Annotated in this window: 19 protein-coding genes; 12 read left to right on the forward strand and 7 right to left on the reverse strand. The window is 49.1% G+C overall.

Annotation, left to right across the window (positions count from 1 at the left end):
* Positions 1 to 65 precede the first annotated feature (65 nt).
* The 3 genes from H6G50_RS14560 to arsB form a co-directional block, all read right to left on the reverse strand.
* On the reverse strand, positions 66 to 1,433 hold the full coding sequence (locus H6G50_RS14560; RefSeq protein WP_190717488.1) for an FAD-dependent oxidoreductase: 1,368 nt from the start codon (positions 1,431 to 1,433) through the stop codon (positions 66 to 68).
* Positions 1,434 to 1,635: 202 nt separating this feature from the next.
* On the reverse strand, positions 1,636 to 2,025 hold the full coding sequence (gene arsC, locus H6G50_RS14565; RefSeq protein WP_190717490.1) for an arsenate reductase, glutathione/glutaredoxin type: 390 nt from the start codon (positions 2,023 to 2,025) through the stop codon (positions 1,636 to 1,638).
* 354 nt (positions 2,026 to 2,379) lie between these two features.
* Positions 2,380 to 3,540, reverse strand: a complete 1,161-nt coding sequence (gene arsB, locus H6G50_RS14570; protein WP_190717492.1) for an ACR3 family arsenite efflux transporter — start codon at positions 3,538 to 3,540, stop codon at positions 2,380 to 2,382.
* Positions 3,541 to 3,820: 280 nt separating this feature from the next.
* On the opposite strand from arsB, the gene H6G50_RS14575 reads away from it, so the two are divergent.
* From H6G50_RS14575 to H6G50_RS14595, 5 genes are all read left to right on the forward strand, one after another.
* The gene (locus H6G50_RS14575) at positions 3,821 to 4,303 is read left to right on the forward strand and encodes a flavin reductase family protein (RefSeq protein ID WP_190717495.1); all 483 of its coding nucleotides are present in this window, start codon (positions 3,821 to 3,823) and stop codon (positions 4,301 to 4,303) included.
* A gap of 99 nt (positions 4,304 to 4,402) precedes the next feature.
* Positions 4,403 to 4,756 carry a phenylpyruvate tautomerase MIF-related protein gene (locus H6G50_RS14580; protein WP_190717497.1) on the forward strand — a complete coding sequence of 118 codons (354 nt, stop codon included), beginning with the start codon at positions 4,403 to 4,405 and terminating at the stop codon, positions 4,754 to 4,756.
* A gap of 254 nt (positions 4,757 to 5,010) precedes the next feature.
* Entirely contained in the window at positions 5,011 to 5,622 is a 612-nt protein-coding gene (locus tag H6G50_RS14585; protein WP_190717499.1) for a L,D-transpeptidase, read from the forward strand.
* 92 nt (positions 5,623 to 5,714) lie between these two features.
* Positions 5,715 to 6,455, forward strand: coding sequence for a TIGR00266 family protein (locus H6G50_RS14590; protein WP_190717500.1), 741 nt, complete (start codon positions 5,715 to 5,717; stop codon positions 6,453 to 6,455).
* A gap of 147 nt (positions 6,456 to 6,602) precedes the next feature.
* Positions 6,603 to 7,550 (forward strand): NADP-dependent oxidoreductase, encoded by a 948-nt coding sequence (locus H6G50_RS14595; RefSeq protein WP_190717502.1) that lies wholly within the window; start codon positions 6,603 to 6,605, stop codon positions 7,548 to 7,550.
* A gap of 54 nt (positions 7,551 to 7,604) precedes the next feature.
* Here H6G50_RS14595 and H6G50_RS14600 read toward each other — a convergent pair whose 3' ends face one another.
* Complete coding sequence (locus tag H6G50_RS14600) at positions 7,605 to 7,991, reverse strand: hypothetical protein (protein ID WP_190717504.1); 387 nt, start codon at positions 7,989 to 7,991, stop codon at positions 7,605 to 7,607.
* Positions 7,992 to 8,172: 181 nt separating this feature from the next.
* On the opposite strand from H6G50_RS14600, the gene H6G50_RS14605 reads away from it, so the two are divergent.
* Both H6G50_RS14605 and H6G50_RS14610 read left to right on the forward strand, forming a co-directional pair.
* Complete coding sequence (locus tag H6G50_RS14605; RefSeq protein ID WP_190717506.1) at positions 8,173 to 8,700, forward strand: tetratricopeptide repeat protein; 528 nt, start codon at positions 8,173 to 8,175, stop codon at positions 8,698 to 8,700.
* Complete coding sequence (locus tag H6G50_RS14610; RefSeq protein ID WP_190717508.1) at positions 8,697 to 10,418, forward strand: DUF655 domain-containing protein; 1,722 nt, start codon at positions 8,697 to 8,699, stop codon at positions 10,416 to 10,418. Before H6G50_RS14605 ends, H6G50_RS14610 begins: the two co-directional genes overlap by 4 nt.
* Positions 10,419 to 10,427: 9 nt before the next feature.
* Here the strand turns inward: H6G50_RS14610 and psbN are convergent, their stop codons facing one another.
* Entirely contained in the window at positions 10,428 to 10,559 is a 132-nt protein-coding gene (gene psbN, locus H6G50_RS14615) for a photosystem II reaction center protein PsbN (protein ID WP_190717509.1), read from the reverse strand.
* A gap of 86 nt (positions 10,560 to 10,645) precedes the next feature.
* Between psbN and psbH the strand changes: the two genes are divergently transcribed.
* Together psbH and H6G50_RS14625 are read left to right on the forward strand one after the other, a co-directional pair.
* Positions 10,646 to 10,849 carry a photosystem II reaction center protein PsbH gene (psbH, locus tag H6G50_RS14620; protein WP_190717511.1) on the forward strand — a complete coding sequence of 68 codons (204 nt, stop codon included), beginning with the start codon at positions 10,646 to 10,648 and terminating at the stop codon, positions 10,847 to 10,849.
* Positions 10,850 to 10,944: 95 nt separating this feature from the next.
* On the forward strand, positions 10,945 to 11,217 hold the full coding sequence (locus tag H6G50_RS14625; RefSeq protein ID WP_190717513.1) for a TatA/E family twin arginine-targeting protein translocase: 273 nt from the start codon (positions 10,945 to 10,947) through the stop codon (positions 11,215 to 11,217).
* Positions 11,218 to 11,341: 124 nt separating this feature from the next.
* Here H6G50_RS14625 and H6G50_RS14630 read toward each other — a convergent pair whose 3' ends face one another.
* Positions 11,342 to 12,052 (reverse strand): response regulator transcription factor, encoded by a 711-nt coding sequence (locus tag H6G50_RS14630; RefSeq protein WP_190717516.1) that lies wholly within the window; start codon positions 12,050 to 12,052, stop codon positions 11,342 to 11,344.
* A 426-nt stretch (positions 12,053 to 12,478) separates the two neighbouring features.
* Between H6G50_RS14630 and H6G50_RS14635 the strand changes: the two genes are divergently transcribed.
* Together H6G50_RS14635 and H6G50_RS14640 are read left to right on the forward strand one after the other, a co-directional pair.
* Positions 12,479 to 13,084 (forward strand): CPP1-like family protein, encoded by a 606-nt coding sequence (locus H6G50_RS14635; protein ID WP_190717518.1) that lies wholly within the window; start codon positions 12,479 to 12,481, stop codon positions 13,082 to 13,084.
* 154 nt (positions 13,085 to 13,238) lie between these two features.
* Positions 13,239 to 14,087: a Uma2 family endonuclease gene (locus tag H6G50_RS14640; RefSeq protein ID WP_190717520.1), complete on the forward strand. Its 849-nt coding sequence runs from the start codon at positions 13,239 to 13,241 to the stop codon at positions 14,085 to 14,087.
* 607 nt (positions 14,088 to 14,694) lie between these two features.
* On the opposite strand, the gene groL is transcribed toward H6G50_RS14640, so the two are convergent.
* On the reverse strand, positions 14,695 to 16,359 hold the full coding sequence (gene groL / locus H6G50_RS14645) for a chaperonin GroEL (RefSeq protein WP_190717522.1): 1,665 nt from the start codon (positions 16,357 to 16,359) through the stop codon (positions 14,695 to 14,697).
* Positions 16,360 to 16,516: 157 nt separating this feature from the next.
* Between groL and H6G50_RS14650 the strand changes: the two genes are divergently transcribed.
* Complete coding sequence (locus tag H6G50_RS14650) at positions 16,517 to 16,672, forward strand: hypothetical protein (protein ID WP_190717524.1); 156 nt, start codon at positions 16,517 to 16,519, stop codon at positions 16,670 to 16,672.
* The last annotated feature ends 24 nt before the right edge of the window (positions 16,673 to 16,696 follow it).

A 16,696-nucleotide genomic window follows, 5' to 3' on the forward strand; every position in this document is an offset into this window, starting at 1 on the left:
CAGAAAATGTTCCCTCAATTCTACCAGACTGTTTTCGCGGCTTATCTCAACCCAAGCCTAATCGCTTAAGCATACTGCTGAATAACGCGATCGGCAGCGCGCAATCCGGATAAATAAGCGCCGTGAACGGTAGCGCGATATTTAACGCTGGTATGTTCCCCTGCGAAAAAGAGTTTATCGGCGACGGGTTCTCCGAGGGTTTTGAAGTCGTTTAAAGTTGCACCAACCGCACTATAAGAATAGCAACCGCCTGCAAACACATCGCTTCCCCAGCGCGTCACCAAAAGGCGTTGTGGCGGCGCAACTTTGGAGCCGAAAATACTTTTTAGAACCTCTAAAACTTCGGCTTGAATTTGAGCATTAGACTGAGTTTCCATTGCTGTTGCGGCGCTTCCTAGGGCAAAAGTAACGAGAATGTTTGCTTTGCTGAAAGTGCGGGCATTGAGGAAGTAAGGATAGCGCCCTCGCTGGGGATAAGTAGAGCCAAAATATTGTAACTTAGTATCCCAAAAAGGGCGTTGAAACTGCAAAATAACTTTGTTGACGTTACCCATACCGACGGTACGAATGGCGCGACGTAGAGAAGTTGGAAGTTCGGGCGTAAAGGATACTCTACCTTGTTTGAGAACGCCTAATGGTAGAGTTATAACGGCGCATTGTCCGACAAATTGACCTCGATTGGTTGTAATCGTAACCTGTTCTTCCTCGTAGTTAATCTTTTTAACGATTTGTTGGGTTTGAATTTCTGTATCTCGCGCCAGATAATTCGTAACCGCGTCATAACCGCCCGGAAAGATAACTTCTTTTCCGGAAAACGCTTCGTCATTGTCCCACGTTTGCGCCGACAGTTTTTCTAAGGGACAACCCATATCAAATTCTAAATAACCGCCGAGTTGATATTGCATTAAAGGTGCAGTTAATGCTTTTGCATCAATGCGGCGAATCGCTTCAGCAACGCTGATATCAGTTTCGAGATCGGTTGCTAAAGCTGAAACGCGATCTAGTAAATTCTCGTACTTTTGTTCCGATCGCGCAATTTCTGCTGCGGTGAAAGGTTTGCCCGCGCGATCGTAGATTTCCCAGCTATCGTCCTCCGTTACAAAGGTTTTTGCACCCGCCTCCCGCGCTAACTTGACTAAAGGATTGCCTTCAATTCCGTGAATCCATGCAGCGCCGAGATCTAAAGGGATACCGAGAGAGCGATCCGTATGAATTCGACCGCCGACGCGATCGCGCCCCTCCAAGACAATGACTCTCAACCCCTCCTCCCGCAAGCGTTTCGCCGCAGCTAGCCCCGCAATTCCCGCCCCCACCACCAGCACGGGCAGGCTTTCTTTCGCAGGCGAGAACATCCGCGAACAGGCAGAACTCAGTAATAATGCGGAAGTGCCGAGGATAAATCGGCGGCGACTGCGGCGAAAGCGATGGGACATTTGGGAAAAAATTCCTACTTCAAAAGACTGCTTAGAGCTAGTTTAAAATAGATCGCGCGCTACTAAGTCTGCTAAGTCTATTTCTGCGATCGATGCCTCTTAACTCGCTGCTTTAAAGCGCGCCCTCAATCGGGTTAATATCAGCAAGCAGCCGTTGAATTTGACTTTGCGATTAATCCTAAACTCTTCACCCCAAAAAAACTTACAATTTCGCAATTAACTTTTCTACCCGTTCCTTCACTTCATCCCGAACGCGCGGAAAAATTTCCGGTTGTTCGGCAGGATCGTCTAATTGCCAATCTTCAAATATCTCTCGCAATAGCCATTCTTCAGGTAAGTTTACCCCGCAACCGCACAAAGAAATGACCGCATCAAAATCTTTAGGACTAAAATCGCTCAATGCCTTAGAAGTTTGGGTTCTGATATCAATTCCTACTTCAGCCATCGCTTCAATCGCGTGAGGATTGACTTGACTTGCTTCTAAACCGGAACTCACAATCTCAACTTTTCCCGCAGCGAGTTTTTTGGCAAACCCTTCAGCCATTTGCGAGCGGGCTGAGTTTTTCTTGCAAACAAACATGACTTTTTTCATGACTTTTACTTACCTCTTAATTCTGACTTCGCATTTACTCTATTTCTTTATGGCGTAGGGAGAGAACATAAAATCTTCCTAACGATGGGACTATCTCTATATAGATGAACGGCACTGACTTAAGGCTGGTGGGCGCTGCCCACCCTACTAGACCTTATTTACTCTATTTTTTTATCGCGTAGGGAGAGAATATAAAATCTTCCTAACGATGGGACTATCTCTATATAGATGAACGGCACTGACTTAAAGCTGGTGGGCGCTGCCCACCCTACAAAATATCAATAACGACGTTGTATACAACGTCTCTACGGCGATTTTTCAACTCTTATTTCAGCGCCATTCCTATATAGAATACTACAACAGCGGTGTATTATTCAGACAGCGCGGGTCGCAAAGCGTTGCTTTTTCCGGTTCGCGAGGAAACCAAAATGCTGTTTTCTTACAAAATTCCACTAACATTAACATCACAGGAACTTCAATTAAAACGCCGACAACAGTCGCCAATGCTGCGCCAGAATTCAAGCCGAATAACATCACTGCTGTCGCGATCGCAACTTCAAAGTGATTGCTTGCCCCAATCAAGGCAGCAGGGGCAGCATCTTCATAGGTAATCTTTAATTTCAATGCTGCCACGTAACCGATGAGGAAGATAAAGTTGGTTTGGATAAATAAGGGGACGGCAATTAAGAGAATATGCAGGGGATTGTTGACAATCAGTTCTCCCTTAAAAGCAAATAAAAGCACTAACGTGAGTAACAAAGCACTCACCGCGATCGGACTGAGATAGTGCAGAAATTGCCGCTCGAACCAATCTTTCCCCTTATGTTTAAAAATCCAGTACCGGCTAAAGATTCCCGCTACTAATGGTAAGCCGACGTAAATTAACACCGATAAAACAATGGTTTCCCAAGGGACGGTCAAATTATTCGCCGATAACAGCCATTTTCCTAAAGGCGCATATAAAAATAGCATCGCTAGCGAATTAACCGCCACCATAACTAAAGTATGTCCTTGGTTGCTGTAGGACAGATATCCCCACATCAATACCATTGCCGTACAAGGTGCAATTCCTAATAAAATCGTTCCGGCAATGTAGGAATTTGCTAGCGAAACTTCCGTGCCGCGAATAACTTCAGTGGCACTCAACCAGGGACGAAATAACCCACCCAAAAAAAACTGCGCGAAAACCACCATAGTAAATGGCTTTATTAACCAGTTGACGACGAGCGTAAGTAGGACGGGTTTGGGTGTTTTGGCAGCTTGTAAGGCTTGAGAAAAATCAATTTTAACCATGATGGGGTACATCATGAAAAATAGACAAATGGCAATGGGAATTGAGACATTGTAGATGCTCATCGCATCCAAATTTTGGGCGATACCGGGAAATAATCTGCCCAATGCAATGCCGATCGCAATGCACAATATCACCCACAAAGTCAAGTATTTTTCAAAAATATTAAGTCGTCCTCCCGCTCGAACGGGTTGTGAAGCGGGAGGAGTGATTCTATCGGTCATAAATTTCTCCAGTTAGTCGGCTAAGATGCGATCGCAAAAATCCTTTTCTTATTTCAACTATTCTCAATCGGAGACATTAAGAGTAGGTAAAGAGTAGGTAAAGCAGCAAACCGAAATGACTTTCCGGGCTGAATGCTTAAACCTGTTAAAACGGATCTCGAGCGAGTAAATCTGTTCTACGGAACGACGAGAGAAGTTCAGTTCTAAAAGGTTCGAGCGCTAAACTTGCAATTTTCGGTAAACTGAAAGCGATAGCCCGCAACAGTATGGAGGGGAAACCTTGTTAGACGAACAAGCCAAAAAGACGCTACTGCGCAAAATTCCGCACGGACTGTATATCTGTGGCGTTAAAGGAAACGACGAACTCAACGGCTTCACGGCGAGTTGGGTGATGCAATCCTCATTTCAGCCACCAATGATTGTAACCTGCGTCAGAGGAGATTCCGGTTCTCACGCCGCGATCGAGCAAAGCGGCGTATTTACCATCAGTTTCCTCGATAGTAACCAAAAAGAAATTGCCGCAAAATTCTTTAAGCCCCAACGAATCGTCGGCGATAAACTGGCAGACGTTGATTATATCACCGGCCCTGAAACCGGCTGTCCGATTCTCACCGACTCCCTCGGTTATGTCGAATGTAAAGTCGTCGGTTCCCTCAAAAACGGCGACCACACCGTCTTTTTAGGCGAAGTCATCGGTGCGAAGGTGTATCGAGAGGGCGAACCCCTTTTACTAGAAGCTACGGGTTGGCAATACGGCGGGTAGTTAACAGGGAACAGGGAATTCGCTAAAATCTCCCGTTCCCCCATCTCCTCCCTCCGTTCACCTGACATCAACTCGCCGCTTAATAAAAAGGAAAAAAAGATGCCTTTAATCAAAGTTTTATCCTCAGCCGCAGCACCCGAGAAAGCAACAGTTGAAAAGTTGCTAAAAAGCCTCTCAGCTAAATTAGCAAAACATACAGGCAAGCCAGAATCCTACGTGATGACGGCTTTTGAACCCGATGTCGCCATGACTTTTGGCGGAACGACCGACCCGGTGTGTTACATCGAAGTCAAAAGTGTCGGTACGATGAATCCCTCTCAAACTAAAGCCATGAGCGAAGATTTTTGCGAGTATGTCGCAGAAATGTTGGGCATTTCCGCGCAGAGAATCTACATCGAATTTGCCGATGCGAAAGGGGCAATGTGGGGCTGGAATAAATCGACTTTTGGTTAATACAAAGCCTCGGATTTGCCGGAGAAGTTACGAAACTTATCGGGTTTATACCAATTTAAGATGACGTTGCCTAGAATCAACTCTCCTAAATTCTCAGGATAGCGGTGCGTTACGCTTCGCTAACACACCCTACTTTTCATTCTATGCAGCTTCGTATCAATCTGGTATTAGTGGGGTCTTTAAACCCTAAAAGTTTGCGCTCGAAGGTTGATTTGACTTAACTAAAGTGAGTTGTTCGGAAACCGAAGGAATTAATGATTGATTTTGTCCGTAATTACGAATTACGAATTACGAATTACGAATTACGAATTGCCTTTGCGTCGGGTTTATGTTTGCTGTTACTAGGAAATGGGGCAGCCTACGCTCAAAGCAATTCCGCTGAGATGGCTGCAACGCACCCCGACTCACTCCCGGCGTTGGAACAAGACCTCGAATTGCCGCCGCTAGGAGATTCGGAGAGGTTCTTACCCCCGGTGATAGAAGCGCGCTTGGTGCTGCGCTTGCGCGATCGCCGCCTTTACTACTATCTTGGCGAAGAAGTGATACAAAGCTATCCCGTCGCTGTCGGTCGCCAAGGGTGGGAAACGCCGACAGGAAGCTTTAGCGTCCTGCAAAAAGTGCAGGAACCCACCTGGCAGCATCCTTTTACCCGCAAAATCATCCCGCCGGGACCGGAGAATCCCCTCGGGGCGCGCTGGATTGGCTTTTGGACGGACGGACAAAACTCGATTGGCTTTCACGGTACGCCGAACGAAGAACTCATCGGTCAAGCAGTTTCTCACGGTTGCGTGCGGATGCGCGATCGCGATATCGTCGCTTTGTACGAAAAGGTTGAAATGGGAATGCCCGTGATTGTCGAACCCTGAATCTAAGACAAATCAGACAATTTCGGTAATTGCGCTCAACCGTCGTGTAGCTTGAGGAAGTGCAACAATTCCATCCCAAACCCAAACTCTTCATGGCTGACGTTATTGACTACAAAATCTACGGCAACGACCTTCAACTTGTTGAAATCGAACTTGACCCTCGCGAAGGCGTGCAAGCCGAAGTCGGTACAATGACTTACATGGAACAAGGCATTGAAATGCAAACCGGACTCGGCAGCGGTGGTTTATCCGGGGGTTTGTTTAGCGGTTTCAAGCGAATGCTAACCGGGGAAAGTTTTTTTATTACCACCTTTGCTAATGGCAGCAATCGCAAAGCCCGCGTCGGTTTTGCAGCCACCTCTCCCGGTCAAATTATTCCCCTCGACTTAGCCAGATTGGGAGGCGAATTTTTATGTCAAAAAGATGCCTTTTTATGCGCGGCTAAAGGAATTGATATTGGTGTTGCCTTTACCAAGCGCATTGGCGCGGGCTTTTTTGGCGGCGAAGGATTTATCCTTCAGCGCTTGCGCGGCGACGGTTTGGCTTTCGTGCAGGCGGGCGGTGCGATTATCGAGAAAAATTTAGCGCCGGGAGAGGTTTTACGCGTCGATACAGGTTGTTTGGTTGCCTTTGCACCGACAGTGAAGTACGACATCCAAATGGTCGGCGGCGTAAGAAATATGCTGTTCGGGGGCGAGGGATTATTTCTAGCCAAGATGACTGGACCGGGGCGAGTTTACGTGCAAAGTTTACCTTTTTCTCGCCTGGTCGATCGCATTACCTTCCCCCTACAAAAACAAATTCAAGCCTTAACGGGGAATATCGGTTCCTAGAATGCTCCTTTTTCTGGGTAAATTTCGCTAAAGTCGAAGCTCGAGTCGCCGCGCAAAGAGGGGAATTAAGTCAAACTAGGAAGGATAATTTCTTATCTTCAATCCAGTCCTTGGCGATGTTCCCTATTGAGGCAAGTTGTGAAAGCAATGGTAATCACCCGGCACGGCGGTCCGGAGGTCTTCACTTGGCAGGAAAGACCTAAACCCCTGGTGAACGAGTTTGATGTTTTGGTGCAAGTCCGGGCGACTTCCATCACTCCGGTGGATAGTAAATTGCGCAGTGGCTACTTTGTCACCCGACATTTTCCGTTGATTCTCGGATACGACGTTAGCGGTATTGTGGTTGAAGCGGGCGATCGCGTCTCAAAATTCCAGATTGGCGACGAAGTGTATGCTTCGTTAAATATTCTACGGGATGGCGCGAATGCTGAATATGTGGCAGCGGACAGCCGCAGCATCGCCCTCAAACCCAAAACTATCGACCATGCGACTGCTGCTATTTTACCTCGGGCTGCGATCGCGGCTTGGGAAGCACTGCACCAGCACGCTCGAGTCCAACCCGGACAAACCGTTTTAATTCATGCCGGGGCCGGAGGAGTGGGACATCTCGCCGTTCAGTTAGCCAAGTCACACGGCTGTCACACGATTGTCACTGCCAGCCGCAAGGAGGCGATGCGATTTTGTCGGGATACCCTCAAAGCGGATGAAGTCATCGATTACAAAAGTATGGACTTCGTGCAACAAGTCATGTCTATCTCGCCGGATAAAGGACATCCCATTGTCATTGAGACTAACAGCAACGATCTATGGGCGCGATCGCTCGACGGCATGGCAACCTCCCCCCAACTTCCCCCCAGCGAAGAAAAACTCTTTTTAAAAAAAGCGACGCAGTACCACGAATCGGTCGGATTTCCAGCAGCTTATAAGCTGCATTTAGACCGACAAAGACAAATTCTGTCTCTAATTAGCGAGCTTGTCGATAGCGCTCAATTAGTCCCCCACATCGCCTATAAACTCAAGTTGAGCGAAGTTGCGCGCGGTCATGCCCTGCAAGAAAGCGGTAACATTATCGGCACAATTTCGGTTGAATTGTAAGTCTTGAATATTGAATAATAAGGGATACATTACGCACGATTTTGAGAGCGCATCTTAATACCCAACTTGAATTCCGACTCCATTCGGAGAACCGTAGTAAACGGAAAATCCTGAATTGCTGGGATAAGAATACGGATACCCATAAACGCGGTTTCCGGGAACGATAACGGTGGGGTTGACGATAACAGTCGTATTGGAAGGGGCGGGATAGCGCCGCTGCGTCGGGTAAGGGGAAGGATAAGCTGGTTGCAGGATGGGCGAGATACGCGGCGAGTTGTTGATGATGGGGCTGAGGTTGATATAGCTGTTGGGCTGTTGGCTGGGAAAGCCTTGCACGGGGTTGGGATTCTGGATGATAATAACTTGGGCGCGTACCGGAAGCGCGATCGCGAGGGCAGCGACAGTCAACGTTAACGGAAAGAGTGGGTGTTTGAGGTTCATGGCGAATTGAAGCGGGGTAACGGATAGGACAATTAACAGAACTGTTGAAGCGAAATCCGCAATAGATGGGCGAAGACGAATTTCAGCCCTTTCAGGTTCCCTAAAAATTTTAACGGCTATCCCCCCGGAGCGAGTACAATTAAGGTTTCCCCTCAATTTTCCCTTTAGTTTAAACTTCGGCATGAGTTCGGAAACCCAAGAAGCGTTTCAACAAAAGTATCGAGCCGGGAAAGAAGCGTTCGAGCGCGGGCAGTATCGTCTCAGTATCGAGCAGTTAGAAACCGCTTGTGCGTTGAGTAACAAAACCTCTCGCTTGGGGGGCGAGGCGCAGTTATGGTTGGTGACGGCTTATCAAGCAGCCAATCAAACCAATGATGCGATCGCGCTATTGCAAACCTTACAAAAACATCCTAATTCTACCATTCGCCACCAAGCGCGCCGCGTACTCGAAATTATTCGCGCGCCCGCCCTCAAACGCCCCAAGGAGTGGATGACGGAAATTCCCGATTTGGCGAATTTATCGGACAGCGACGTACAAAATCGTTACGTTACCCCCTCGAAACCGCAACAATCCAAACCCGAGCCTCCTGCTGCCGAACCCGTCGATCTCTCCCAGGTTGACACCAAGGATAATAATTTTATCTGGTTGGCGTTAGTGGCGATCGCGCTTTTATTCGGCGCGCTATTTTTCCTGCAATCTTCCCCATGAAGTCTCGGCGACTCCAAGTTTTCCTCGGGTTTGCCCTTCTCGCGATCCTGGTTGCGATCGCGGTAATTGGGTTCGGACGCTCGCCCGATCGCATCGCCCGTCCCGCACCCCTACCCCAAGACCCTTTCATCCAAGTCTACACCAATCACAATCCTACCGATTCGGCTAACTATACCGAGCCGTACCGCAAGATTGCCCGCGAAGGCGATAACCTCGAACAAATTATCGTTGATGCGATCGCATCGGCGCAATCTTCTATCGATGTCGCCGTCCAAGAATTGCGCCTCCCCAACATTGCCCTCGCCCTCGCGACCAAACGCCAAGCCGGACTCAGCGTGAGAGTGGTTCTCGAAAATACCTACAATCGCGCTTGGGGCGACTTAACCCCCGCCGAAATTCAACAATTGGACGATCGAGAGCGCGATCGCTACAATGACTTCTTAGCCTCCAGCGATCTCGATAAAGACGGCAAACTCAGCGACGACGAAATCAATCAAGGCGATGCCCTAGTTATTCTACGCAATGCAGGCATCCCCGTTATCGACGATACCGCCGATGGCAGCAAGGGTTCGGGATTGATGCACCACAAATTTATCGCGATCGACGGCGTAACCACAATCGTTACCTCCGCTAACTTCACCCCCAGCGACATTCACGGCGACTTCAGCGCCCCGGAAACGCGCGGTAACGCTAACAACCTCCTCGCCATCCGCGATGCCACCTTAACCGCTATCTTTACAGAAGAATTTAATCTACTCTGGGGTGACGGCCCCGGCGGCAAACCCGATAGCAATTTTGGCTTGCAGAAACCCTACCGCCCCGCCCGACAACTGCAAGTCGGACATTCCCTCGTCACCGTCCAATTTTCTCCCACTTCCAGCACCCAACCTTGGAGCTTTAGCACGAATGGGTTAATCGGTCAAGTCTTAAATCGGGCGAATGAGTCGGCAAACTTAGCGCTGTTTGTCTTTTCCGAACAGCCCCTCGCCGATATCCTGGAAACGCGCCACCAGCAAGGCGTAGAAATTAAAGCCTTAATCGACCCAGAATTCGCCTTTCGCAGCTATAGTGAAGGATTAGATCTGCTCGGCGTGGCCTTGAGCGATCGCTGCAAATACGAACTCGACAATCGTCCCTGGCAATCTCCCCTTTCCAGCGTCGGCGTTCCCGAACTTCCCAAAGGCGATAAACTGCACCACAAATTCGGCCTCATTGATGACACAATCGTTATTACCGGCTCGCATAACTGGTCTGAAGCAGGCAATCGTAACAACGATGAAACCCTCTTAGTCATAGAAAACGCGATCGTTGCCGCCCACTACAAACGCGAATTCGAGCGCTTGTACAAAGGGGCCACTCTCGGCATTCCCGCCCCCGTCCGCCAGAAAATCGACGAACAGAAGAAAACCTGTCCTCAAATTAGCGCGCCGACAAGCACCGCAACGCCGGACGCAACCGGAGAATCAACCGTGGGAAAAGTAGACGTGAATACTGCAACGCCGGACGCAACCGGAGAATCAACCGTGGGAAAAGTAGACGTGAATACCGCCACTCGCGCCGAACTCGAAGCCCTACCGGGAATCGGCCCGACTCTGGCAAAACGCATCTTAGAAGCGCGGCGACAGCGACCGTTTACCTCCCTTGATGACTTTGCCCAGCGAGTCCCCGGAATTAGTCCGAGATTGCGCAATCAGCTTGCCGAGCGGATAACTTGGTGAGGGGAGAACTTAATCTTCGTGGTCTTCAAAAGGATCGCTCAACTCAGCAGCCGGAGCGCCGAAAGACATATAGATAGCGTAGGCCGCGATCGCGACGACCACAGCAGCGATACTAATAATAAAAACTGTTGCAGGTTCCATACTCGATCCAAACATAAGAGACAGGATACCCTTATAATATTACAGAACATTAACAAAAATATCATAGATACTGTATTGGGTACCCTATGGCACAACAAACTCGGCTAGGCGATATACTCAAGCCTCTCAACTCTGAATACGGTAAAGTCACTCCCGGTTGGGGAACCACGCCAGTAATGGCAGTCTTTATGGTCTTGTTTTTCTTGTTTTTAGTCATCATTTTGCAGATCTACAACTCAGACCTGCTACTCAATAACGTTAACGTCGATTGGAAAAGCTTGGGACGATAACCTCCTTCCCCTTTGAACTCGAGTTAACGAATCGACGCTCCCGGATTTATCCGGGTTTTTTAATTGTAATAATTTCCGACCCACGTAGAAGACCCATGAACATCTTTGGTATCGGCTTGCCCGAAATGCTCTTAATTCTAGCAATTGCCCTGTTAATCTTCGGTCCCAAGAAACTCCCCGAAATCGGTCGCAGCATGGCAAAAGCCCTTCGCAGCTTTCAAGAAGCCTCCAATGAATTTCAGAATGAATTAAAACGAGAAGCCCGGGATATCGAAGAGTCTGTTCGGATGAAAGCCCAACTTGAAGCATCTCCAGAAGGGGAAGCTAACACGCTCGCTCAAAAAAACGAAGAAGCACCCAAAACTTAAAACCTCAAAAAGAATAGTAACAATTCTTAAACGTTTGTAACGAACGCTGGGCGATGGCGCGCGAATTTCACGTCGATTGAGATTTTTTCGTTGCGCGTTGCGTTTTGAGTTTGAAACTTCCGCATCAACGTTCCTCAGCAGAAGGAGGTTCAAATCGATAGCCGAACCCTCGAATCGTCTTAATTAAAGAGGGTTGAGCGACATCGACCTCAATCTTTTTGCGAATTTGACCGATATGAACGTCTACGACGCGCTGGTCGCCGACAATCTCGGAATAGTCCCAAACCTCGCTAATGAGCTTCGGACGCGATAGCGCTTGTCCGGGATGGCTGGCCAAAAAGTAGAGAAGGTCGAACTCGAGCGCCGTGAATTGAACGATATTGCCGCCGAGCGTGACCTCGCGGCGTTCCGGGTCGATCGCTAGATTGCCGAAAACGAGCGTTTGCTTCGTCGTTGAAGGCGTTACCATGCGCTGGCGCTTGAGAATCGCATTGACGCGAAACTCGAGTTCTTGCAGGTCGAAAGGCTTCGTTAAATAATCATCAGCACCTTTTCGGAAACCTGTCGCTTTATCTTCAGTATCGGTGCGGCTGGTTAACATCAGGACAAAGACATCGGTTCGTTTCTGCATTTCTTCGCACAAGTTGTAACCCAGAGCATCCGGCAAGTTAACGTCGAGAATTACGAGATCCGGGTTAAATTGAGCGAAGATTTCCAGAGCGCTTTTCCCATTGTCAGCCGCTTCCATCTGATAGTTTTTTTGACTCAAAAAACGCAGAATCAGATTTCGGATTGCAGGATCGTCGTCCACAATAAGAATTTTGGCGGGGGGCATATTTACAGTTCTTTACGAGAAAAAACTAGAGGGATAGAGGAATCAAGCATAGAGAATTTGCACTTGCGAGCGGGAGAGTACGCCCTAGATCGGTATTCTAGACAAAAATGGAACCGGAACGGGAGCGCTGCTTCATTAATTATCAATCGCCCAATAGGATAACCTAAAAAGCTATCCTTCTAGGACAGAGCTTGTAAGCCCCTAATCTCGGTCTAATTTAACAAAAACTCGATTTCACATCCAATTGTCGGCAAGTCTGCGGAAATTGTTAAACTAACGAAAGGGAGGGTTAAATGCTTAGCTCGTCGGCGGCTGCTTTAAAAGCGCGAAGGGAATAGCTCGCAACCCATTGCCCTGAAGTCATTTTTGCCATACTCTTTTTGCCATAGTCGCGGGCAAACGATGGGAATACCTTGGAGGTTATCAATGAGCGATCGCAATCCCTACGAAACGCTTGGGGTAAGTCAAGATGCTTCGTTTGAAGAGATTCAGGAAGCAAAAACTCGCCTCACTCAACAGTATCAAGAGGATCGCAAGCAGGTTGAAAGTATCGAAACTGCTTACGATGCGATTATTATGGATCGCTTGAGAATGCGGCAAGAAGGGAAAATCAAAGTTCCCGAACGCATTCGTTTTCCCGAGAAAAGCGTCGAAACTCCCCCGAGTTTTTCAGCGCCGATACCGACCAATTCCCCCGCATGGCTGCAAGGTTGGCTCGATCGCCCTTCGCGAAACGATATCCTGTTGTCTGGCGGTGTTTTCCTGGGATTGGGAGTCTTGGGCTTCTTCAATCCGCCTGCCCTCTCGCTGGCAATGGCGCTGGGCTTTGGAGCTAATATTTACTTCATCAATCGTAAGGAAAATCGGTTAGGTCGGGCAGTGTTGATAACGCTGGCGGGTTTAGTTGCAGGCGTGGGAATTGGGATGGCGCTTTCGAGCTTGGGCGTGCTGACGGGCTTCGTCCCGCCGCAATTCGAGGCAGTAGGCAGCACCATGCTCTTGTTTTGGCTGATGAGTAGTTTCTTGCGCTAGAAGCGCTCTAAGAAGGGAATAAGGCTCTCTGGGGAGCGGACGGTAGAGGAGGTCGCTGCTGTTCGATTTTTTTTGCTGCCTGTCCCGAGAAATAGAGCAGATTTCAATAAGCCAGTTAAACTCAAAGACAAAGAAAAAAGCGGGGTAGGTTCCAATGCTAAAATCGGAAATCCAAAATCTCCCCAGTAGCGCCGAACTCCCCTGTTCGGACGATACCCCTGTGGATAACGAAGAACAAAACTTTATCCCCAACTTCCTCTTATTCTTGCTCGAATACCTCTGGGGAAATCGCCAAGACTGGTTTTTCGGGGTGGATATGGCCGTTTATCACACCACAGGCGACAATCCCCGCATCCCCATTATCCCCGATGGATTTTTAGCCCTCAATGTCGAACGTCGCAAAGGGGAAGGAGGGCGTAGCAGCTACGTGCTGTGGGAAGAAAACAATATTGTCCCGATCCTCGCGCTGGAAGTGGTTTCTCAAACTCCCGGAGGAGAATACAGCAGCAAGGAAGCGCTTTATGCCAAATTAGGCGTGCTGTACTACGTTATCTATAATCCTCGGCAATTCAGAGGCGATCGCCATCGAGGACTAGAAGTGTATAAATTAGTCAAAGGGAAGTATCGCTGGCAGGTACAAGAACCCGTCTGGATGCCAGAAATCGGACTGGGAATCGGTCGAGGGCTGCGTAATTACGGGGGCGTGGAAAGAGAAGTTTTATACTGGTTTGATGAGGAAGGAAATCGCTATATCAGTACGGAGGAAGCCGAGCAGCAAGCGCGATCGCAATTGTCGGAAATGCGCCAAGAATTAGACATCGTACGGCAACAAGTCGAACAAGAACGGCAGCAACGAGAATTTGCCCAACAACAAGTCGAACAAGAACGGCAGCAACGAGAATTTGCCCAACAACAAGTCGAACAAGAACGGCAACTGCGCGAACAACTACAACGAGAACTCGAACGCTACCGCCAGCAACTTGGCGACTTGGGCGAACCTTAAAAACAAACCCCCCAGAACATCGCTGGAGGGTTTATTTTGGGCTTCAAGGACAAGGATAAAAGACGAACCTTTCAACAGCTTGCTGCATCAACGTTGTCAATTGTCCCTTGTCGAATGGCACTGACTTAAGGCTGGTGGGCGTTGCCCACCCTACGAAATTATCTGTAGAGACGTTGCAAGTCAACGTCTCTACAGGCGATTTTTGAACTCTTATTTCAGTGCCATTTGTCCATTGTCAATTCACGTCTGATGTGCATTATCCAACAGTCTGATTCCCTCACCCCCAGCCCCTCTCCCAATCCCCCCTAACCCCCCTTACTAAAGCTACCGTGTCCACACAACTCATCGGTTGAGTGGCAAGCTGGGTCGATCCCCCTAAATCCCCCTTAAAAAGGGGGACTTTGAATCCGGTTCCCCCCTTTTTTAAGGGGGGCTAGGGGGGATCTTCAACCGTCATGCTAGATTCGATCGCTTATGTGTACACGGTAGCCTTACTAAAGGGGGAAAATGCGAGGGGAGAAATAATAGTAAGAGCGATCTTTCTGGCTTCTAATTCACATTAGGCGTAATTCAACAACGTTATCCATTGTCCATTGTCAATTGTCAATTACATCATGCCGCCCATGCCGCCCATGCCGCCCATGCCGCCCATGCCGCCCATGCCGCCCATATCGGGAGCAGCAGCAGCAGCGGGTTCGGGTTTCTCAACGACGAGCGCTTCGGTGGTTAGCACCATTCCGGCGATCGAAGCGGCGTTTTGCAGCGCAGAACGAACGACTTTGGCGGGATCGACAATCCCAGCGGAGATCAGGTTTTCGTATTTGCCCGTCATGGCGTTATAGCCAATGTTAGGCTCGGATTCTTTGACTTTTTCAACAACGACAGCACCTTCAACGCCAGCGTTATTCGCCAGTTGGCGCAGGGGTTCTTCGAGGGCTTTAGCGAGGATATCGGCAGCCACTTTTTCTTCAGCGTTGCTCAATTGCTCCCTGAAACTCTCGATTTGGCGAGCGAGGTGAATGAGGGTTGTACCGCCGCCGGGGACGATGCCTTCTTCAACCGCTGCTTTGGTTGCGTTGAGCGCGTCTTCGATGCGAAGTTTGCGATCTTTGAGTTCGGTTTCGGTGGCTGCACCGACTTTGATAACGGCAACACCGCCTGCAAGTTTGGCGATACGTTCTTGCAGTTTTTCGGTATCGTACTCGGAGTCAGTTTCGGCGAGTTGCTTGCGAATTTGGACAACGCGCTTGTCTACGTCGGCTTTGTGGTCGCCGGTGGAAACGATGGTGGTATTGTCTTTCTCGATGGTGACTTTACGGGCAGTGCCGAGCATATCGAGGGTGACGGTATCGAGACTGAGGCCGATTTCTTCGGAGACTAAACGCCCGCCGGTGAGGATGGCGATGTCTTGGAGGAGTTGTTTGCGGCGATCGCCAAATCCGGGCGCTTTGATCGCGGCGGCGTTGAGTACGCCTCGGGCTTTATTCACGACCAGGGTAGCGAGGGCTTCGCCTTCGACATCTTCAGCGATGATGAGGAGGGGCGTACCGGCGCGGGCAACTTTTTCGAGGACGGGGACGAGATCTGCGATCGCGCCGATTTTTTTGTCGGTGATGAGAATGCGGGGGCTTTCAAACTCGACGATTTGCCGTTCTTGGTCGGTGACGAAGTAGGGCGAGATGTAACCGCGATCGACTTGCATCCCTTCGACGACATCGAGTTCGGTTGCCATCGATTTGGATTCTTCAACGGTGATTACGCCGTCGGTGGTGACGCGCTCCATTGCTTCGGCAATCATTTTACCGATTTCTTCGTCGTTCCCTGCCGAAACGGTGGCGACTTGCTCGATCGCGCTGCCTTCAACCGGCTTGGCGATCGCTTCGATTTCTTCAATCAGGTACGCGATCGTTTTTTCGATGCCGCGACGCAAAGCAACGGGATTCGCACCTGCGGCGACGTTCTTTAAGCCTTCGCGAATTAAAGCTTGAGCGATAATGGTTGCAGTGGTCGTGCCGTCTCCGGCAATGTCTTTCGTCTTAGAAGCAACTTCCTGCAACAATCTCGCGCCGGTGTTCTCGAGGGGATCTTCGAGTTCGATTTCTTTGGCGACCGTGATACCGTCATTGACGATCTGCGGCGCGCCGAATTTTTTCTCTAATAAAACGTTCCGCCCTTTCGGTCCGAGTGTCGTGCGGACTGCATTAGCTAGAGCATTAATGCCTCGCTCGAGGGAACGTCGGGATTCTTCTTTAAAAGATATAATTTTTGCCATCGGTGTACGAGCTTCGCGATATTCTCCAATTAGCAATTTAGCACTCTTAGGCTGAGAGTGCTAATCAAATCCTCGGCTTCGCTGGTCTATTCTTGAAAAGGTTACTACTCTTGGATTAGAGACCCACGCGCGCTCTTTAGATCATAAATTAAGCGCAATGTCAAGTACCACTGCGGGTGTATTTCCCGAAAAGAAAATCGGAGGAACCGAGCGCACCGTACTGCAAACAACGGGTAAAAATATTTTCGATTTCCTGCGCTCTAGGTTCAGAGAAGTGCATATTTTTGCAATTCCCATCGTAATTCAAAAATAGCCCGGATAATCGGGACAAAAGATG

The sequence above is a fragment of the Oscillatoria sp. FACHB-1406 genome, assembly GCF_014698145.1.
Lineage (GTDB): Bacteria > Cyanobacteriota > Cyanobacteriia > Cyanobacteriales > Spirulinaceae > FACHB-1406.

Bases quoted from the DNA above. Each gene is read 5' to 3' on its own strand.
- psbN (WP_190717509.1), bottom strand. From the start codon at position 10,559: ATGGAACCTGCAACAGTTTTTATTATTAGTATCGCTGCTGTGGTCGTC.
- H6G50_RS14625 (WP_190717513.1), top strand. From the start codon at position 10,945: ATGAACATCTTTGGTATCGGCTTGCCCGAAATGCTCTTAATTCTAGCA.
- arsC (WP_190717490.1), bottom strand. From the start codon at position 2,025: ATGAAAAAAGTCATGTTTGTTTGCAAGAAAAACTCAGCCCGCTCGCAA.
- H6G50_RS14600 (WP_190717504.1), bottom strand. From the start codon at position 7,991: ATGAACCTCAAACACCCACTCTTTCCGTTAACGTTGACTGTCGCTGCC.
- H6G50_RS14560 (WP_190717488.1), bottom strand. From the start codon at position 1,433: ATGTCCCATCGCTTTCGCCGCAGTCGCCGCCGATTTATCCTCGGCACT.
- H6G50_RS14585 (WP_190717499.1), top strand. From the start codon at position 5,011: ATGATTGATTTTGTCCGTAATTACGAATTACGAATTACGAATTACGAA.
- H6G50_RS14590 (WP_190717500.1), top strand. From the start codon at position 5,715: ATGGCTGACGTTATTGACTACAAAATCTACGGCAACGACCTTCAACTT.
- arsB (WP_190717492.1), bottom strand. From the start codon at position 3,540: ATGACCGATAGAATCACTCCTCCCGCTTCACAACCCGTTCGAGCGGGA.
- H6G50_RS14610 (WP_190717508.1), top strand. From the start codon at position 8,697: ATGAAGTCTCGGCGACTCCAAGTTTTCCTCGGGTTTGCCCTTCTCGCG.
- H6G50_RS14630 (WP_190717516.1), bottom strand. From the start codon at position 12,052: ATGCCCCCCGCCAAAATTCTTATTGTGGACGACGATCCTGCAATCCGA.
- H6G50_RS14605 (WP_190717506.1), top strand. From the start codon at position 8,173: ATGAGTTCGGAAACCCAAGAAGCGTTTCAACAAAAGTATCGAGCCGGG.
- psbH (WP_190717511.1), top strand. From the start codon at position 10,646: ATGGCACAACAAACTCGGCTAGGCGATATACTCAAGCCTCTCAACTCT.
- H6G50_RS14635 (WP_190717518.1), top strand. From the start codon at position 12,479: ATGAGCGATCGCAATCCCTACGAAACGCTTGGGGTAAGTCAAGATGCT.
- groL (WP_190717522.1), bottom strand. From the start codon at position 16,359: ATGGCAAAAATTATATCTTTTAAAGAAGAATCCCGACGTTCCCTCGAG.
- H6G50_RS14580 (WP_190717497.1), top strand. From the start codon at position 4,403: ATGCCTTTAATCAAAGTTTTATCCTCAGCCGCAGCACCCGAGAAAGCA.
- H6G50_RS14595 (WP_190717502.1), top strand. From the start codon at position 6,603: ATGGTAATCACCCGGCACGGCGGTCCGGAGGTCTTCACTTGGCAGGAA.
- H6G50_RS14640 (WP_190717520.1), top strand. From the start codon at position 13,239: ATGCTAAAATCGGAAATCCAAAATCTCCCCAGTAGCGCCGAACTCCCC.
- H6G50_RS14650 (WP_190717524.1), top strand. From the start codon at position 16,517: ATGTCAAGTACCACTGCGGGTGTATTTCCCGAAAAGAAAATCGGAGGA.